Below are 16,612 nucleotides of genomic sequence, written 5' to 3'. Positions count from 1 at the left end.
TATACAAATTATCAAACCCCACCCAACACACCCCCCCCCCCACCCCACCCCGCAACCACCCCCCCCCGCGCCGCGGGGGGGGGCCCCCCCCCCCCACCCCCCCCCCCCCCCGCCTCTTTTGTGTTCCGAGCCGTGCATCGGGTCCGGTGGGCACAGACAGACTCGAACTGTCGACCCCTGCTTTGTAAGAGCCGAAGGAATGGTGACGGGGGGTGTCACAGAGGGACGCTGTGTCCCGTTTTGAATCCGTCTGATGCCCCAAAATCGGATGCCGGCACCGCCGAATGTCGGCGAGTGCCGGAACGGCCGTGCACGCGCCGCGCATGCAAATGAGTGCGCTGGTCGGAGGTTTCCGTGATGCGCCCCGGGGTTCTTCCGGAGCGCATCACGTCGTGAAGGGGGCGCGGGACCAGCCTTTCGGGTGGTCGCGCCGTCGTAATGGTGACGAACTCGAAGCTCGGTTCGTAACGTGCCGATCGGGTTCCGTTCTTCGGATATCGCTCGCACGCACGTGCCGCTGTGATGGCTTTGCGCGATAGGACCGTCCGAAGTGTTCGTGGGTGGCTCATCGCCGATTGGGATGTGTGGATCGGATCGCCGGCGTGGATACGCGGTCGGCCACCCTCGCGGTGCCCCTCGGTACTTCTTCCTCGGAGGGGAGGTGCGTGGTGGCCGGGATCTGGGTCGGAGTGGACATCGGCGGGACTCACCATCACTGCGTCGCGATCGACAATCGCGGAAACACGCTGTTGACACGTCGATTGGCCAACGACGAAGCCGACCTGCGGGCGTTGATCGCGGACGTAACGGCGTTGGGCGTCGATCCCGTATGGATCGTGGACCTGCCCGACGGTCCGACCGACCTGCTGCGGACGTTGCTCCACGACCGCGGCCATCAACTCTTTTACCTCCCCGGGAGATTCATGCACAATGCCGCGGGCTCCTATCCCGGTGAGGGCAAGTCCGACGCCCGCGACGCGGCGATCCTCGCCGACCAGGCCAGAGTGCGCCGCGACCTGCGGATCCTGTCCCCACCGGACGCGATCGCGGTCGACCTCGCGCTGCTGACCGCGCGACGCACCGACCTGGTCTGCGACCGCACACGCGTCTGCAACCGCATCCGCAGCCACCTCAGCACCATCGCACCGGCCCTCGACCGGGCACTCGAAGTCCGCCTCCAAGGACCACTGATCCTGCTGGGCATCTACCCCACACCGACGGCCCTACGAAGGATCGGCCAGCGTCGTTTGGCAGCGTGGCTGCGACGACGACACATCCCCCGCGCGGAACCACTGGCGGAACGCGCACTGACCGCCGCCCACCGTCAACACGTGATCGTCCCAGGAGAAGAACTCACGGCCACCCTCATCACCGAACTCGCCCACGAGGCACTCGCGTTGCCTCGGCGCGTCCGCGAGGTCGAACACCGGATAACCGCACGGTTCCACACCCATCCCGACGCCGCGTTGATCACCAGCATGCCCGGCATCGGCGACGTCCTGGGCGCCCACTTCGTCGCCGCCACCGGCGGCGACCTCACCCGCTTCCCCAACGCCGGAAGCCTCGCCGCCTACGCCGGCCTCGCCCCGGTACCGCACGACAGCGGCCGGGTATCCGGTGTACGCCGCCGCCCCCACAACTACAACCGACCCCTACAACGCGTCTTCTTCCAATCCGCACGCATCAGCATCGGCTGCTGCCCCGCCTCGAAAACCTACTACGACCGCAAACGAACCGAAGGCAAGCGTCACACCCAGGCCGTCCTCGCCCTCGCCCGCCGCCGCGTCGACGTCCTATGGGCCATCCTCCACGACCGCCGGCCGTACCAGCCCCGGTGAGAGTCTCGTCTTTCGACACACCAGCCCGCGACGTCGACCACGCGCCCGCGCGGACTGTCGGGACGACTGTGGGCCGTCGGTGACAAGCAAGTCATGCTTCATGCATGGGCTTCTCGGAGCCTCACCGCCCGTCGAAGCAACCACGGTAGGTAACGCTCAGGTCGCCCAAGGAGCGGATACCACGAACTCCCGGCGATGCACGGTCGAGGTCCCTGACGCCCCGTCAAACTCGTTGCCCACATCGAATATCGTCATGGTGTGATGAGTGGGTCGGTGACACCGGATGGCAGCGTCGTACCGAAGTCGACCAAGGCAAGAGCCTGGGCTTGGACTCGCGAGGAACTGATTCTCGCCTGCGCGATCCACGTCGAGAACGGCTGGCGGCGCCTGAGCCCCAAGCATCCGCAAGTAGTCGAGCTCTCAACCCTGTTGAGAGCGGCCACGATCCATCCGCGTGAGGGCCGCCGCTCTGACTTCCGCAACAACGGCGGGGTCTCCCGCAAGACCTCCGACTTTTGCACCGCGCACCCGGACTACCCGCAGGACAACGTGCAGATGCGAATCGGCGGACTCGTAGGGGTCGTCCTCCGCGAGTTCCTCGCCGATACCGAGGGCATGCTTGCCCAAGCCCGCCTCACAAAGGCCTCGCTGCCCCTCGCAGTCTCACAACCCCTTGACCCAACGGCGCTCGGTCAAGTCCCCGTCCCACGCGGCCCGGTGAAGCACATCATCGTCCGGGGCAAGCGTCTTCAGCGAGTGGCCACCCGGTCCGAACGGATCAAACACCACTACGCAAACGCCTGCCAGATCTGCGACAGCACCATGCGGACCATCACCGGCAGCACATCCGATGGCGCGCACATCCGGGCGCTCAAGTACCGCGGACCCGATCACGAATCGAACATCCTCTGCCTGTGCGCCTTCTGCCACCGCGAGTTCGACAGCGGAGGGATCTACATCGATGACGACCTGTGCGTCCGCGACTCCGCAGACGGGGTCTGGGAGGCCACCCTCTCGCTGAAAGACGGACACACGATCGACCGCGATCATCTCCGCTTTCACCGCGCTTCCTTCGGCCTGGACACCCACCCGGACATCGACCCGTCCGTGCTCAAACGCAGGTGGCCGAAGCCGTAGCATCACAGCCGCGCCGGCGCCGGAACCGCGAGCACGCCTTTCCCGGTCAGTCCCCGCACTGGATCGCCGCCGGCGCCTCGACGTACTCGAGCATGTTCCGTATGAGCCGCGGCCCGGCTCGGCCAGGCCGATCCGCTTCCACACCAAACTTGAAGCCGGCGAAGAACGACTCAGCGAGCGCATTGTCCTTAAACTGGCCGATGCGTCTGACCGCCAGCTGGATGCCGAAACCGCTTGCCAGGAGCGCATATTGGCGGCTGGCGTACCGACGCATTAGGGGTCTCCAAAGGCTTTCCATCTGTCGAGTTCGGGTAACTCTGCGCCGGACGTCGGGCGTTCGCCGCAAGAGACGCAGGGGGCTCTATTGGGATCACGCGCGAATCGTTCCGTCTCCGATGATGCCGCAGGCATCAAACGTCCGCTAGCCGAATTGGCGGACGTCTGCCACAAGGCAATCCTCGATCTGCTTGACGTCGCACCCGAAGTCAACGATGTCGGGCGGGGGATCGGTTCGGGAGAGGACGATGACAGTTCCTTACTATGGGCATCCTCGCCCACGAATACGCACGTCCCGCTCCGAACACGACCAAGCACCCGAAATGGGTTGGTTGAGATGGGGCGGTCATATACGGATCACATCCGCCCGGCTGGGCATCGCTGCGCGAATGCAGGCAGACGTACAACTCGGTCCGCAATGCCGTCACCACCGCGAACGCGTCTCGTTGAACCCCGTGCTCGATCCGTTCCACGATCCGGCCCCCACTCGCCGCGCCAAGCTCTGCGCGCAGGATCAGGCCCCGGCCTCACGGACACGCCGTGAACAGGAAGAACCTGAACAAGTTCGAGCCCCGTTCGACGGCGGACCAAAGCATCAAGCTCAGCTCCGAGCCACGCTCCACACGGTGGTTCCTCACGCCCCTGATGTCAGTGCGGCGGGATACCGTCCTCATCCCGCTGAGGTGAGGGGAGAACCATGGCGAGGAACGCCCGGGCCGAGCAGTTGCGGGAGTACGGCCAATCCGTACTGGAAGGGGCCCGGTCGGAGCAAGTCCTGCGCATGGCACGGCAGGTGAACGCCGTATCGTACACGAGCGCGCGAGAGTACGCCGGACGCTCGCTCTTCGAGTTGCTACAGAACGGCTACGACGCGCATCCGAGGGACCGCCGCGACGGGCGGGTCCACGTCCTGCTGGATGAGGCGGAGGGCGAGTGGGGGACGTTGTACGTCGCCAACGGGGGCACGCCCTTCACGTGGCGGGACGTCGAGCGGGTCTGCGAGCTTGCGCAGAGTTCGAAGGAGGTCGGCGAGGGCATCGGGAACAAAGGCGTCGGGTTCCGCAGCATCCTGCTGATCAGCAACGCTCCCGAGATTTACAGCGCAGACCCCGACAGTCCGCTTGGCCCCGAAATGGACGGGTACTGCTTCCGCTTCGCGCAGAAGGCCGACGTGGAGAAGTTCCTCGCCGGTGAGGACAACGCCCACGAGGTGGCTGCCAAGTATCCGCCGCTCCAGGCCCCTCTGCCAGTGGACGATGTGCCCGCGATCTGCCGGCAATTCGCCGTCCAGGGGTACGTAACCATCGTCCGGCTGCCCTTGCTGAGCGAGGCCGCCCGTACCGAGGTTCGGCTGCGGATGCGCGAGCTCGCGGGGGCGAAGGTGCCCGTGATGCTGTTCCTCGACCGGCTCGCTGGCCTGACGCTGGAACGGCGCGCCGCCGGTGGCGAGGCGGGCGAGTTGGAGGACCACCAAGAGCCGCACGAGCGGTACGAGCTGACTCGTTCCGAGAAGCGCTTCGCGGTGGCGCAGGACGGCACCTGGCACGGGCCTCCCGTGTCCTGCGCGACCGTGAACCTGGGGCCGTCCGGCACTTATCTCGTAGTCCGGGGCACTGTGGAGAAGGAGCGGCTGAACAGCACGCTCGCCGAGGCCGTGGGTTCCGGGCTCCTCGACGACACGTGGCAGGAGTGGAAGCGGTCCGCCGTCGTCGAGATCGCACTCCCGCTGCCCGCCCCGCGCCGGCCGCGACGCGGGCAGATCTACACCTTCCTGCCGATGGGCGAGGACCAGGCCGCGCCGTTCCTGGGGCACGTGAACGCCCCGTTCTTCACCAAGTTCGACCGCACCGGGTTTCCCTCCGGCAACCCCCTCAACGTGGTGCTGCTCGACGCGGTCGCCGAGACCTGTCTGGTAGCCGCTGCGGTACTGCGTACCGTGCCCGAGTCGTCCATGCGGCAGCTGGCCGTGGACCTGGTGAGCTGGGAGAGTGAGAAGGGCTCGGCGGGGCGGCTCCGCGCGGCGGCTCTGCGCGTGCACGGGAGCGAGCTCGCCGACGTACCGCTAGTGCCCGTCCTGACCGCGGACGGCGCCCCACCGGAGGCGGGCTGGGCCCCGCCCCGGGGCGCGGTCCTGTGGCCGGACCTCGACCTGACCGTTCTCACGGCGCACCGCGCACACGAGGCCGGGATCGTGGTGGCGGACCCCGATATCGGTGTGACCGGCTGAAACGGCTTGCCAGCCTGTGTAAGGCCCTCGCGTGCCCGTGGGAGCCGGGCCCGAAGATCCTCGCCGAGTACGTGGAACGGATCGTCGGGGGCCTTCCCCTCCCCCGGTCCGGTGAGTCCCCCGAGCTGTGGAGCGCGCTGTATGAGGACCTGGCCGCCCTCTTCGAGGTCGACGGGTACGTCCTGCATGGCAGGCAGTTGCTGCTCGCGGAGGACTGCACACTGCGGCACGCCAACCGTCCCCGCGACAGGGCGGGTATGGGCACAAGTACACGTACAGAGGGCAAGTCGAGCGGTCAGGGTACCCGCCACGAGGCATTTTTCCAGCCGGTGAGTACGGAGGCGAGCGCGACCGAGGCCCCGTCCGTCCCAGCCCTGCTCGGCAAGCGGTTGTTCTCCCTGCACCCCGAGCTGGTCTGGAAGGACCGCAGCGAGCGTACGCGCGGCCGGACTGCCCGCGCCTTCCTCGAGCAGGAGGAGCTCGTCCGGCCGTACGACATGAGGGGCCTGCTGGACCACGTGCGGCGGGCGCTCAGCGCGAGCACCAATCTCCGACTGCGACTCCAGACCCTGCGGTTCGTCTTCCGTTTGTGGCAGCCGCAGCGGTCGCTGGGCGGGACGGAGATCTCCTCGCTCGGATTGTACGTACCGTCGGCGAACGGCCGGCTGATCAGGGCGAGCCGCGCCGTCTTCGGCCGGGGTTGGGGCCGCGCGTCGGTCGGTGAAGACCTGGCTGCGGTGGTCGCCGCCGGGCAGGACGTGTCGAAGAGCCTCAAGGCGATCTCCGAACGCCTCCTCGTCGGGCCCGAGGAGTTCGCCAAGCGGGGCGAGACCTCTGAGGAATGGCAGGCGTTCCTTTTGGAGGCCGGGGTGACCGACGGGCTGGTCCCGGTCAGGTCCTCCGACGCCTTGAGCCAGGTAGACCAAGGCCAAAACCTCACCGCTCGGCAGTTGGTCCGCATGGCGAAGGTGTCTGCCGAGGTGCAGGAGCAGTGGGAGCCGTACGTCCGCTACTGGTCCGACGCCAACTACCCCCGGACGCCGTACCAGGGAACGCCCGCCTGGCGGCTCCCCGGCCAAGACGTCGTTGGACGCCTCGGCCAAGAGGCCCGGCTGGCGTACGCACGGCTCGTCCTGCACGGCCTGGCCAGCTGGAATGACGAGAGGTTCACCAGCGTCTGGACCAGTGCCGGCAGCCAGAGTTCCCCGGACAGGAATCGGCTCCCGACCCCGCTCGGCGCGTTCGTCCGGGAGCAGCCGTGGCTTCCGGTGCGGAGCCGCGACCGGGCCGTCCGGTTCGTCCGGCCGGCCGACGCGTGGCACTGCCCGTCCGGGCTGGAGGAGGAGCCCTCATACGCGCCGACTGTCGACCATCGGCTGCGCCACCTCCTGGAACGCGGGAAGGCGGGCGACCGCCTGCGGGAGATGCGGCTGCCGACCTGGGACGACCCCCGGGACAGCGACCGCATCATCGCCGCGTTGGGACGGCTCGCGGCGGAAGGCGCGCTGCGGGCCGAGGACCGGCCCGCAGCGCAGCGCGCCAACGAACGCGCCTGGAGGCACCTCGTGCAGCGGCCCCATCCCGCACTGCCCGACGGCGCCAGTCTGCTCGCCGAGTCCGGGGACCAGCTGATCAGCGTACCGCTGTCCGCCCTGGACCGCGGGGAGAGCGATGGCGATGGTGATGCGGGGACCGTGCTCTACGTCAGCGGTGAACGCGACGGCCTGAAGGCCCTGCTGGTACGGGAGATGGCGCGCCCCCTACTCACCCTTCCCTATATCTCGGCGAAGGCCGCCGAGATGCTGGCGGCCGAACGCCCCACCACCGTCCGGCACACCAATGACCTGACGTTCAAGGTGACCGTGGACAGCGCACGGGTAGACCCCGCGACCATCGGAGAACCACTGGTCCAGCAGTTGCCCTGGCTGACGCTGGCCGTGGGTGTCCTCTCCGACCATCTGGCGAGCGGCCCCCGGGCGAGCGAAGCCGAGCTGAGCGAGCTGACGTCCCTTCTCCGGACCGTACGTCTGCACCGCTACCGCTCCTGGGACATCGAGCTGGACGACCGATCTGTGACGTTGCCGGGCCGCCTCGGCGGAGTACTGCCGCTGCCCGATCCGAAGCATCCGCTCGTCCTCGCCCCGGCAGGCGAGCCGGGCTGGCCCGAGACCACCCGCATCGTGGTGGCGGTCGCCGAGCTGCTGGGACGGCGGGAGTTCGGCAACCGGCTGCGCCTCGCCGCCCACCAGCTCGGCGACCGCCACGCCGACCTGCGTGACCCGGGCCAGGAGGAGCTCGCCGACGCCCTGGAAGTCACGGTCCACCAGGTCGAGGAAACGAGCCGCCGGATCGACGGGGCCATCGGTGTGGTCCTGGAGCGCTGCCGGCCCTTCCTCGTCCACCTGCTCGGTACGGAGGCGGCGGACTCGCTGTTCCTGCCGCCGCCGGGCGACACCCGGGAGTTCCAGGCTCACCTCGAGGAGTACGCCGCCGAGCTCCCGGTCCCCGTATCCGTGTTCATCGCCAGGGCCCGCGTGGCCCGCGGTACGGACGAACTGCGGCGCGACCTGGGCATCGGATTCGCCGAGCTGAACGACACGCTGCGCGCGATGAGCCCGCCGCTGGAAACGGTCAGCCACGCCGACGAGCACGAGGAGGCACTCCGCACCTACCTGGACCTGCGCAAGAAGGAACTCGTCAACCGGCTGCGTTGGGCGGTGCTGGAGGACTTCGACGCGCGCCGTCCGATGCCCGACTGGCCCTCGGTCCGGGCCCTGGACTGGATCACCGCGCCGGAGGCATGGGCGTACACCGTGGATACGGCCGACACGGGGAGCCTGGAGGCGCACGTCGAGGAGCAACTGGCGCTGCGCCTGCGCCGCCCGGTGCCCCGGTCAGGCGAACGTCTGCCCGCTCCCGACCAGGTACGCGGCGCGAACCTCCGTACGATCACCGGCCTGGCCGCCGACCTCGCGGTCCTGGTCAGGGCGGCCGGACACCCGTTGCCCGCGGCCCTGACCGGAGCCGAGCCCGCCGAGGAGGTCACCGCGCGGCTGGAGGCCACAGGCGCGCTGGACTTCCGACCCCTGTCCCCCACCGACGTCGTCGGCTGGCTGGCAGCCCTCGGCCAGTGGCCCGACGGGATGGCGGTGGCGACGGATCCCGAACGGCACGGGCTGTCCGAGGCCGACCTGGATCGGGTGCGCAACGCGGCGGAACACGAGCGCCGCGAACGAGAGCGCAAACGGCGGTCGATCTCCGTCGGCGGCCGCGACTTCGACGTGTACACCGGCGACTTCACCGCCCTCACCCGCGAACTCGACCGGGTCCTGCAGAGCGGCTCGGCTCCGGGCATCACCGCCGCCGGGCCGCTCCGCTTCACGGACCCCCGTCCCCGGACCAGGCGCACCCAGGCCACCGGTCGCGCGCACGGGCGGCGCTACGGGGGCAGCATGGACAGCGGGCTGACCACGGCCCAGCGGGAGGCCATCGGGTACGTGGGCGAGTGGTACGCATACCAGTTGCTGTGTGTGCGCTACCCGGACCGCATGGACGAGACCGGCTGGGTGTCGAGCAACCGCCGTAAAGCCTTCCCCGGCCCGTCCGGCGACGACGGCCTCGGCTTCGACTTCCGGGTCGGCTCCGGCAACCGGTCCCACCTATTCGAGGTGAAGGCGACCGGAGGCGAAGGCGGCCGCTTCGAGCTGGGAGAGAGCGAGGTCCGCGCGGCCCGCCAGCACGCGGGCAACGACCGCTGGCGCCTCTTAGTGGTCACCCACGCCCTCACTCCACACAAGGTGGCCATCCAGATGCTCCCCAACCCCTACGGGAAGCGCGGCCGGGGCCGCTACCGCGAGGAGGGCGGGGCACTGCGCTTCTCGTACCTACTGTGACCGAACCAGGGGGGTGGACGCGTCGGGAGAAGATTATCGTTGGTCAGCTTGTAGAGGTGAAAGCCGTGCTCGCGCAGCGGACCGAGGACCTCCACGATGTCCTGGCTCTGCTTGGCCAAGAGGAGGTAGGTAGGTCACCTCGATGACGAGCTCGACGTCGGCCCGCAGTCGGCCCAGGACAGGGGCGAAGCCTCGCATCAGCGACGCTTCGGCGCCCTCGACGTCGATTTTGATGACGCGGGCCCGTTCGAGATTGTCGGCCCACAGGACATGCGGCAGGAGCACCGCGTCCATCTGGAACGAGGACTCGATGGTGCGGGGGCGCACGGGTTGGTGGAGTACTCCAGGTGGAAGGCCAGCGTCTCTGCGGTGGCGGACACCGCATCATCGGGCCACATCTGGCGATCCGTCGGACGGTCGGCGGCCGGACGTAGAGTGTCGGGGCGTCGCTCCCGGGGCGCGGACGGCGGACGCAGGGCATTCCGCAGGTCGAAGGTGGGGGCATGGACAGCAGTGAGTACGACGAGTACGAGGCCATCGTCAGAGTCCGGAAGGGTGCGCGTTTCGCGCGGTCGAGGAAAACCGCGGGCGCTCATCGCGGAATGACACGTGACCCCGACACCAATCAGGTGGGGAATGCCGAGATCTTCTTCAAGGAGGAGAACGAGCCGGATCCGGTGGCAGCGGACCCGCAGGGTTGGCTCGACTCTGACCTGTACGAGTCGGAGGCCCGAGCACAGGAGCGTCGAGAGAACGCGGAGTTCCTCGCCGAGATGCTCGTCCAGATCGGCCTCAGATTGGCGGAGAAGGCCGCGCCACGTGTCGGGAAGTGGTGGTATGAACAAGCGCTTCCGGCAGTGAAGGCGAAGTGGAACGACCAGGCGCTCCCGTCCGTGAAAGCGAAGTGGAGCAGCGTGGCACGAAGGCGCACGAGTGACCGCGGGGCTGAGGCCGCGGAGGACCCGCAGGGAGTCGTCACCACTTCAGGCGATCAGCGGACGACTATGAGCGGTGCGGAGGCGCGAAAGCGGCTCGCTGCGGCCGTGATGGCCAGGACATACAGCGATGAGCAGCTACGGCTGGTGCGCAACGCCCGGATCGTGGACGAGGGGGAGAACGGTTCGGTGGAGCTGGGGGCGACGGACGATCCCACCGCCCAGCGCCTCGGGGAATACGTCGCGTTGATGCTCGAGGCGAACCCTTCGCTGCTCAGCGAGGACACCCTGGCCGAACTCGGGAAACTCGTCACGAGAATTCGGGCCAACGGCGGCTACGTTCCCATCCCGGGAGCGGAAGGTGTGCTGCTGCCGCACGACGACCGGAACGACTGACGAGAGGCAAGGGGGCGACCCCGGTGGGGCTGAGCCGCGGTCGGAGAGCCAGGTCGTCAAACTCTTCGAAGGTCTAACCGTCCTCAGCGGAGTCTGCAACATCAACGCGAGAGCTGAGCAGTCGAAGGGCGGCGCACCCACGACTTCAGCACCTCCCGCTGGGCATCGGTGGAGGTGTCTCGGATCTTCCGGACAGCTGCCTGGTGATGAGCCTCATACGTTCACGTACAAGTCCGCGTTGGGACATCTGCGCTCGCCCGGGGTTCGGCAGCTACTCGCCGCATCCGACGACCCGGTCGACGCGCGCCGATACCCGGCCATCCTCGATCTCAGCGAACGCATGCCTGCCGAGGACGTACTCGCTCTGGTCATCGACCCGTCGGCCGCGACGACCCATGTCCTGGACGCCATCAAACACTCCGACGTGCCCCTGATGACCACCCGTGCTCGCGGCATGCCCACCCGCCCTGGAAGCTCGCGACGCCAACGCCGCAATCCTCACCGCCGTCCTGGCCCTCGCAAGCGGCGCCAACAACGAAGCGCGCGCCTGCACGACGTACGCCGCCGAACACGCCGACGACCTCCAACGCCGAGACCACGCCATCCGCCTACACGCCCTCCACCGCGGCCGACCCGACCGCGAACACGCCGCCAAACCCGCCGAGATCATCGACATGTGACCGCCGGCCCACCCGCCGTCACCCACAAAGTCGTTGCAACCGGTAAGTGACATACGCGGCTGTGGCGTCTCCCAGTGCGATAACCCCGCCGAGCGTCACCGCCTTCAAGACGATGTGGCGAGCGCACGTGGCGCCTTCGAGCGCAATATGACTCGACGCATGACTTCCGTTCCTCGGGTATGGCTTGCACGCACGTGCCTCCGTGATGATGCCTTTGCCTATAGATGTCCCCCTAGGCACCACGAGATCGGGGCGTCACGCGGTCGGCTTGTCGCGTAACCAGCACTGGCACCTGCCCGACGTCGTAGCCGTACACCGGACACCCACCGTGTGCTGCTCGGCGATCTACCAGTGGCATTCGAAGTACAGGGCAGCCACGCGTCGGTCGCATTCCGGTTGGCGTCCGCGACGTTTCAGGGATGGACAACGCCTGAATCAAACCAGTCGCGAGCGGTGGATTCCGCGCCTGCCGGGAGATCGTTCAGGAAGACCACGGCCAAACCGCGCCGGGCTCGTGAGCAGCAGACGTAGAAGAGGTTTCGTGATCGTTCGGCGCGATCCGAGCCGTCGGTTCCGGCGAGCATCTTCCCGATGTTGTACATCGTCCAGGCGCCGTCGTCGATCACCACGACGACGTTCTCGAACTCGTCGCCCTTGACGCCATGTTGAGTAGAGAAGGGGGTGAGCTCGTCGATGAAGGCCGTGACGCTGATGACCTCGCGGTAGGACACGTCACGGAGGCTGTTGGAGAAGTCTGCTCGTCGTCGATCGCGCTCGTCCAGGTCCGTCGCGTTTCTTCGGTGCTCGAGGCCCTTCAGCTTTCCCGGCATGGGGAGAAGGTGACCGTCGGACATCAGGTCCAGAACATCGCCAATCGTTCCGGTATGGCGCAGGCTGTCGAGTTTTTGAACGGCGTCGCTGATAATCCGCTTGTGAGCGTGCCTGGAGATCCTTGTCCTGGCATCGCCCAACAAGCTGGTCAGCTCTGCGAAGTCCCGGTTGCGGTAGGCCGTGCACAACGTTTCGATGCGCGTCAGGTACTGGATGTAGGGTTCGTCGCGCGCCATGAGGTCGTCGGCGCCGCGACCGCCTCGACTCCGATATTGCTCCAACAGGTTGGCGTAGTCGAGCGTGCCCGCGATGCCACGATGGGTGAGCATGAGGTACTTAGTGTTCTCCTGTGACCAGCCTTCGCGCGTCAGCGCGGTTTCGGCGGCCACCAGTCGCTCAAGGCCCGCCGGCGTGTCGGCATTGAGGAACAGGTGTACCTGGCCGGGGTCCCGCTTTCCGGCGGCTTTCTGGACCAGTTCGGGGCGCATTTTGTTCAGGACCTCGACGACGGGGCCCGAGCACCGGTAGTTCTCATGCTTGGTGATGCGGGTGAGCGCAGGACGTGTCACGGCCCCGACGCCGGATCGATAGATCTTCTGCATGGAGTCGCCGAAGAGGCCGACCACACACGCGTCTTTGCCGGCGCCGGCCAGGTGGTCCAGCAGCAGCTCGATCGTTTTGGGTGAGGTGTCCTGGTATTCGTCCACGAGGACGACCGGGTATCGGCCAGCGATGATGCGCACGAGCTTGGGGTGGGCCGCGGCGAGTCGGAGTGAGAGAGCAATGACGTCGTCGTGGGAGATGCGGCCCTCGATCAGTCTTCGTCCGCGGTCGGAATAGTCGACGACCGGCGGGGTGGTGACGGTGCCGAGGTCTTCGGGTTTGCGCAGTTCCTCGTTGTAGGTGAGGATCTGCTGCCACAGTTCCCGCTGGTAAGGCCGGATGACGCTCCACAGGAATTCGTGGATGGTGCCGACGTCGACGAGCGGGTCCTCCGCGATGCGTTCGAGGATCTTCTTCTTGGCGACGTTGGTGTAGGTGATGCACGCAATCCGCTTGCCGTTCGCCTCCAAGGGCGCGCGGTGGTGGTCGAGGAGGTGCCGGAGGGCCTGCACGAGTGTCGTCGTCTTGCCTGCGCCGGCCCCGGCCTCAACGAGAAAGCTCCGTCGCGCATCCAGTTCCCGAACGACGGCATGAAGGGTTTCTACGCGAGCCACTGGAGCCCTTCGGCGATGTAGCGGGGAACGACCCAGCCGTCCAGGAGCATGACGTCGAAGGCGAAGTCCGTCTTGTGGTCGCTGAGGTGTTTCGCGATGTCGAAGGCCTTGCTTCTGATGTCGAGGGCGATGGGATCGGTGCCGACTTCCTTGGCGAAAGCCCCCTTCAGGGCCAGCTGCGTGAAGTCTCGCGCGATGATGTCCGCGTTCGCGACGATGAAGGCGTCCTCGAAGCTCCGCGCACAGGGCCCCGAGCCGTTTTCCGGGACCTGGTAGGCCACACGTACACGGCCCTGCTCCTTGCTGGCCGAGGCGGTGTCGAGGAGCTTGGTGATGCGGGATTCCCCGGGGAGCCAGTTCTTGAGTGTGAAGTTCGAGGTGACGGCCTGGGCGGTGTCCGGCTGGCATCTCGCGCGGGTATCGGGGTGTACGGAGTCGATGTCGGTGACGACGAGTGTCTTCACGTTCAGGAAGGCGAGCAGCTCTCTGAAACGGACCGCGTAGGCGTCACCGACCTCGATGACCGACACATATTGGTATAAAAGTTCCGAGGCACACCTGCGGATCATCTCGGGCAGGAGCAGCCGTTCCGCAGTGCCCTCGATCAGGATCACCTTGTCGGCGAAGAACATGTCGCATCGATGCAGGACCATGTACTGCCGCAGGAACCGCAGGGTTTCGTCCCCCTGTGGTGTCGCCTTGACGTTGGCCTGGAAGACGGAAAGGTCCTTGATCCCGAGTTGCGGCTCGGAGCGATCGAAGTACCGCACCGTATGGAAGCCGCTGCTGGCGACGATGTGGGAGGAGTGCGTCGTGATCACCATCTGCACCTTCCATCCCGTTTTGCGGTCGATGAAGTCCTGGATGTTTTTGATGAACGTCTCCTGCATCTGGGGATGCAGGTGGGCTTCGGGTTCTTCGATGAACAGGACCTGCAACGCCGGCTTTGGCGTCGTGCGTTCGTAGGTCTGGTGGAAGCTGATGACCTGCAGGATCGTGAAGATCAGCTTGCTGTACCCCAGACCGTTGTGCCCTTCGGGGAAGTGGAAGTCGTCGTCTCCGGACGGATATTGCATCCGCGCGCTGCCGCGCAGGAGTCCGGCAGCCTCGATGAGCGAGACGATACGGGGCTTTTGAACAGGAGTGATGGTGCCCACCCCGAACGTGCGCAGGTCCTCGAAGATCGGATCGAAGAGTGCCGCGTAGTTCTTGTCGAGTTCTACCGATGCAGACGCCAGCGCGGTCTCGATCTGTTCGACGCTCTGGTGGCGGTCCTCGTGCCCGCTGCTGACCTTGTAGTACGACTCGAACGTCTTCGACAGCGTCCGGGCCTTGTCGCCCGGCGTGTCGTCGACCTTGGTCTGTGCGTAGACGAACTTGACCGAGAGGATCGTCCGCGCGGCACTGCGCTTGATCTCCTTCGTCACCTTGTCGTCGACGGGGCTGATCGCGCGGTAGACCGGTGCAAAATAGTCGGAGAAGTTGGCGCGCAGCCATTTGATGCGGTCGAACGGCTTCCTCCGGCCGGCCGTCCAGAAGTCCTTGAGGAAGTCGTGCGGACGCGTCGTCTCCAAAGCCGCCTAGATCCTCACCTGGAAGCAGGTGTCGTCGAGATCGAGGATCACATCCGCGAGAGGGGTGAGGTCCTCGTCCTCGTCGTACTCGATCGTGAGCACCAGGCGGATCGCCGGGACGAGATCGTACGCCTTAACCAGGAGGCTCTCACTCGTCTCGGCATCACCTGCGGCCGCGGCGTCCTGCGCCTCGCCAAAGATCTGCCGGGCCTGTTCGATGCCAGCGATGCGGGACGTCGAGAAGTCCTCAAGGACGAACCTCGTGTCCTCTTCCCCGAGGAACTTCTCGAAGAGATTGACAAAGGACGTCTTGCCGCTGTTGTTGCGGCCCACAATGAGCGTGGACTTTGGATCGATCCGAATATCCGCCTTGTCCAAGGCACGAAAGTTGATCACTTCGGCATGGGTCAGCTGCATCGCACTCCCGAGATCGGACCCAACAACTCCCCCTCCGGTGACGGCGCTTGCCTTCGGCCAGGGAGACCAGACCCCGCGCAGTATCCGACACGAGAGGGGCAGAGGTGCGGGGTTGGCCCAAAGTGGCACTCCCACCGGACAAGTCGGCCTCGCCACAACGACAGAGACCATGCCATCGGCCATGATTCGACACGATCGCCCGCTGGACACCCGCCCCGACAGCCCGCAGATCAAGCTCGACCCCGGCGAACCCACCACCTCGCTCTGGTCCTCACGGCCCGCTCCCCACGCCCGGGCGTCGCGGTGATCGACGTCCAGTCGTCGGCCACGAAACCACGCCCGCACTACGCGCCAGCGGCTTCGCACAATTCGACCGGGGCAATCCACCTGAACCTGACCGACCTGCACTTCTGCGACTCCACCGGACTCAACATCTTGGTTGCCCTCCTCCAACGCGCCCACAGCGAACACGGCACCTTCGCTCTCGCGGACACCCCTGAACGGTTCCGCAAGCTCCTGCGCATCACTGGCCTGTCCATGGCCGTGACCGAACACCCTCACTTCGAAAGGGCCTTGGCCGCTATCCCAGCCCAGGACACTCGGGAATCCCGCGGCTAGCAAACCAGCCGACGAGGAGGCGCGGACGAATGACGACGCCGTGTCTGTCCCAGGCCACTCGCCCACTGCGGCTGCAGAGGTTTCAGCGGACCATCAGCCAGCTGCTTGGCCACCTCTGTGTTCGTCGGGAGAGGCGTGGCTGGGGACCACCTCCCACAGGGCCTTCGAGGTGATGGGTCCGCATTGGGATATCCGCGCAAATGCGTGCGCTGGTCGGAAGTTTCCGTGATGCGCCCCGGGGCTCTTCCGGGGCGCATCACGTCGTGAACGGGGCACGGAATCAGCCTTTCGGGTGGTCGCGCCGTCGTGGTGGTGACGCAGCCGAAGCTTGGTTCGTAGTGTGCCGATCGGGTTCTGCTCTTCGGGCATGGCTTGCCCGCACGTGCCGCTGTGATGTTGGCGCGATAGGACCGTTTGAGGTGTTCGATAGGTGGCCTCATCGCCAATTGGGGTGGGCGGATTGGGCCGCTGGCACGGGTTCGCGGTCGGCCACCCTCGCGGAATCCCTCGGTACTTCTTCCTGGGAGGAGAGGTGCGTGGTGGCCGAGATCTGGGTCTGAGTGGATATCGCGG

At 66.7% G+C, this 16,612-nt stretch carries 13 protein-coding genes; 8 read left to right on the top strand and 5 right to left on the bottom strand.

Going from position 1 to position 16,612, the window contains the following annotated elements; genetic code table 11:
- The first annotated feature begins 665 nt into the window (after nucleotides 1-665).
- Together ACIBM5_RS13875 and ACIBM5_RS13870 are read left to right on the top strand one after the other, a co-directional pair.
- Entirely contained in the window at nucleotides 666-1,838 is a 1,173-nt protein-coding gene (locus ACIBM5_RS13875; protein WP_396007031.1) for an IS110 family transposase, read from the top strand.
- 261 nt (nucleotides 1,839-2,099) lie between these two features.
- A complete protein-coding gene (locus ACIBM5_RS13870; protein WP_396007030.1) occupies nucleotides 2,100-2,975 on the top strand; it encodes an HNH endonuclease in 876 nt (291 codons plus the stop codon).
- A gap of 46 nt (nucleotides 2,976-3,021) precedes the next feature.
- Here the strand turns inward: ACIBM5_RS13870 and ACIBM5_RS13865 are convergent, their stop codons facing one another.
- Entirely contained in the window at nucleotides 3,022-3,249 is a 228-nt protein-coding gene (locus tag ACIBM5_RS13865) for a hypothetical protein (protein WP_396007029.1), read from the bottom strand.
- A 699-nt stretch (nucleotides 3,250-3,948) separates the two neighbouring features.
- Between ACIBM5_RS13865 and ACIBM5_RS13860 the strand changes: the two genes are divergently transcribed.
- Complete coding sequence (locus ACIBM5_RS13860; RefSeq protein WP_396007028.1) at nucleotides 3,949-5,478, top strand: sacsin N-terminal ATP-binding-like domain-containing protein; 1,530 nt, start codon at nucleotides 3,949-3,951, stop codon at nucleotides 5,476-5,478.
- Nucleotides 5,479-5,549: 71 nt separating this feature from the next.
- Nucleotides 5,550-9,371, top strand: a complete 3,822-nt coding sequence (locus ACIBM5_RS13855; RefSeq protein WP_396007027.1) for a protein NO VEIN domain-containing protein — start codon at nucleotides 5,550-5,552, stop codon at nucleotides 9,369-9,371.
- Nucleotides 9,372-9,404: 33 nt separating this feature from the next.
- On the opposite strand, the gene ACIBM5_RS13850 is transcribed toward ACIBM5_RS13855, so the two are convergent.
- On the bottom strand, nucleotides 9,405-9,665 hold the full coding sequence (locus ACIBM5_RS13850) for a hypothetical protein (protein ID WP_396007102.1): 261 nt from the start codon (nucleotides 9,663-9,665) through the stop codon (nucleotides 9,405-9,407).
- A 209-nt stretch (nucleotides 9,666-9,874) separates the two neighbouring features.
- On the opposite strand from ACIBM5_RS13850, the gene ACIBM5_RS13845 reads away from it, so the two are divergent.
- Nucleotides 9,875-10,702: a hypothetical protein gene (locus ACIBM5_RS13845; RefSeq protein WP_396007026.1), complete on the top strand. Its 828-nt coding sequence runs from the start codon at nucleotides 9,875-9,877 to the stop codon at nucleotides 10,700-10,702.
- A gap of 443 nt (nucleotides 10,703-11,145) precedes the next feature.
- The gene (locus ACIBM5_RS13840) at nucleotides 11,146-11,382 is read left to right on the top strand and encodes a hypothetical protein (protein ID WP_396007025.1); all 237 of its coding nucleotides are present in this window, start codon (nucleotides 11,146-11,148) and stop codon (nucleotides 11,380-11,382) included.
- A 413-nt stretch (nucleotides 11,383-11,795) separates the two neighbouring features.
- Here ACIBM5_RS13840 and ACIBM5_RS13835 read toward each other — a convergent pair whose 3' ends face one another.
- The 3 genes from ACIBM5_RS13835 to ACIBM5_RS13825 are packed head-to-tail and all read right to left on the bottom strand — an operon-like array spanning nucleotide 11,796 to nucleotide 15,421.
- A complete protein-coding gene (locus ACIBM5_RS13835; protein WP_396007024.1) occupies nucleotides 11,796-13,430 on the bottom strand; it encodes a UvrD-helicase domain-containing protein in 1,635 nt (544 codons plus the stop codon).
- On the bottom strand, nucleotides 13,418-15,004 hold the full coding sequence (locus ACIBM5_RS13830; protein ID WP_396007023.1) for an ATP-dependent nuclease: 1,587 nt from the start codon (nucleotides 15,002-15,004) through the stop codon (nucleotides 13,418-13,420). The genes ACIBM5_RS13835 and ACIBM5_RS13830 overlap by 13 nt, the downstream gene beginning before the upstream one ends.
- 6 nt (nucleotides 15,005-15,010) lie before the next feature.
- Entirely contained in the window at nucleotides 15,011-15,421 is a 411-nt protein-coding gene (locus ACIBM5_RS13825; protein WP_396007022.1) for an AAA family ATPase, read from the bottom strand.
- Between the two features lie 181 nt (nucleotides 15,422-15,602).
- On the opposite strand from ACIBM5_RS13825, the gene ACIBM5_RS13820 reads away from it, so the two are divergent.
- Nucleotides 15,603-15,728, top strand: a complete 126-nt coding sequence (locus ACIBM5_RS13820) for a hypothetical protein (protein WP_396007021.1) — start codon at nucleotides 15,603-15,605, stop codon at nucleotides 15,726-15,728.
- Nucleotides 15,725-16,039: an STAS domain-containing protein gene (locus ACIBM5_RS13815; RefSeq protein WP_396007020.1), complete on the top strand. Its 315-nt coding sequence runs from the start codon at nucleotides 15,725-15,727 to the stop codon at nucleotides 16,037-16,039. The genes ACIBM5_RS13820 and ACIBM5_RS13815 overlap by 4 nt, the downstream gene beginning before the upstream one ends.
- Nucleotides 16,040-16,612 lie beyond the last annotated feature (573 nt).

Source organism: Embleya sp. NPDC050493 (genome assembly GCF_044458105.1).
Lineage (GTDB): Bacteria > Actinomycetota > Actinomycetes > Streptomycetales > Streptomycetaceae > Embleya.
This window is presented reverse-complemented; position numbering and strand designations above follow the sequence as displayed.

Coding starts and splice junctions, on each gene's coding strand:
- ACIBM5_RS13870 (WP_396007030.1), top strand. CDS start 2,100: ATGAGTGGGTCGGTGACACCGGATGGCAGCGTCGTACCGAAGTCGACC.
- ACIBM5_RS13850 (WP_396007102.1), bottom strand. CDS start 9,665: ATGGACGCGGTGCTCCTGCCGCATGTCCTGTGGGCCGACAATCTCGAA.
- ACIBM5_RS13825 (WP_396007022.1), bottom strand. CDS start 15,421: ATGCAGCTGACCCATGCCGAAGTGATCAACTTTCGTGCCTTGGACAAG.
- ACIBM5_RS13865 (WP_396007029.1), bottom strand. CDS start 3,249: ATGCGTCGGTACGCCAGCCGCCAATATGCGCTCCTGGCAAGCGGTTTC.
- ACIBM5_RS13820 (WP_396007021.1), top strand. CDS start 15,603: ATGATTCGACACGATCGCCCGCTGGACACCCGCCCCGACAGCCCGCAG.
- ACIBM5_RS13860 (WP_396007028.1), top strand. CDS start 3,949: ATGGCGAGGAACGCCCGGGCCGAGCAGTTGCGGGAGTACGGCCAATCC.
- ACIBM5_RS13845 (WP_396007026.1), top strand. CDS start 9,875: ATGGACAGCAGTGAGTACGACGAGTACGAGGCCATCGTCAGAGTCCGG.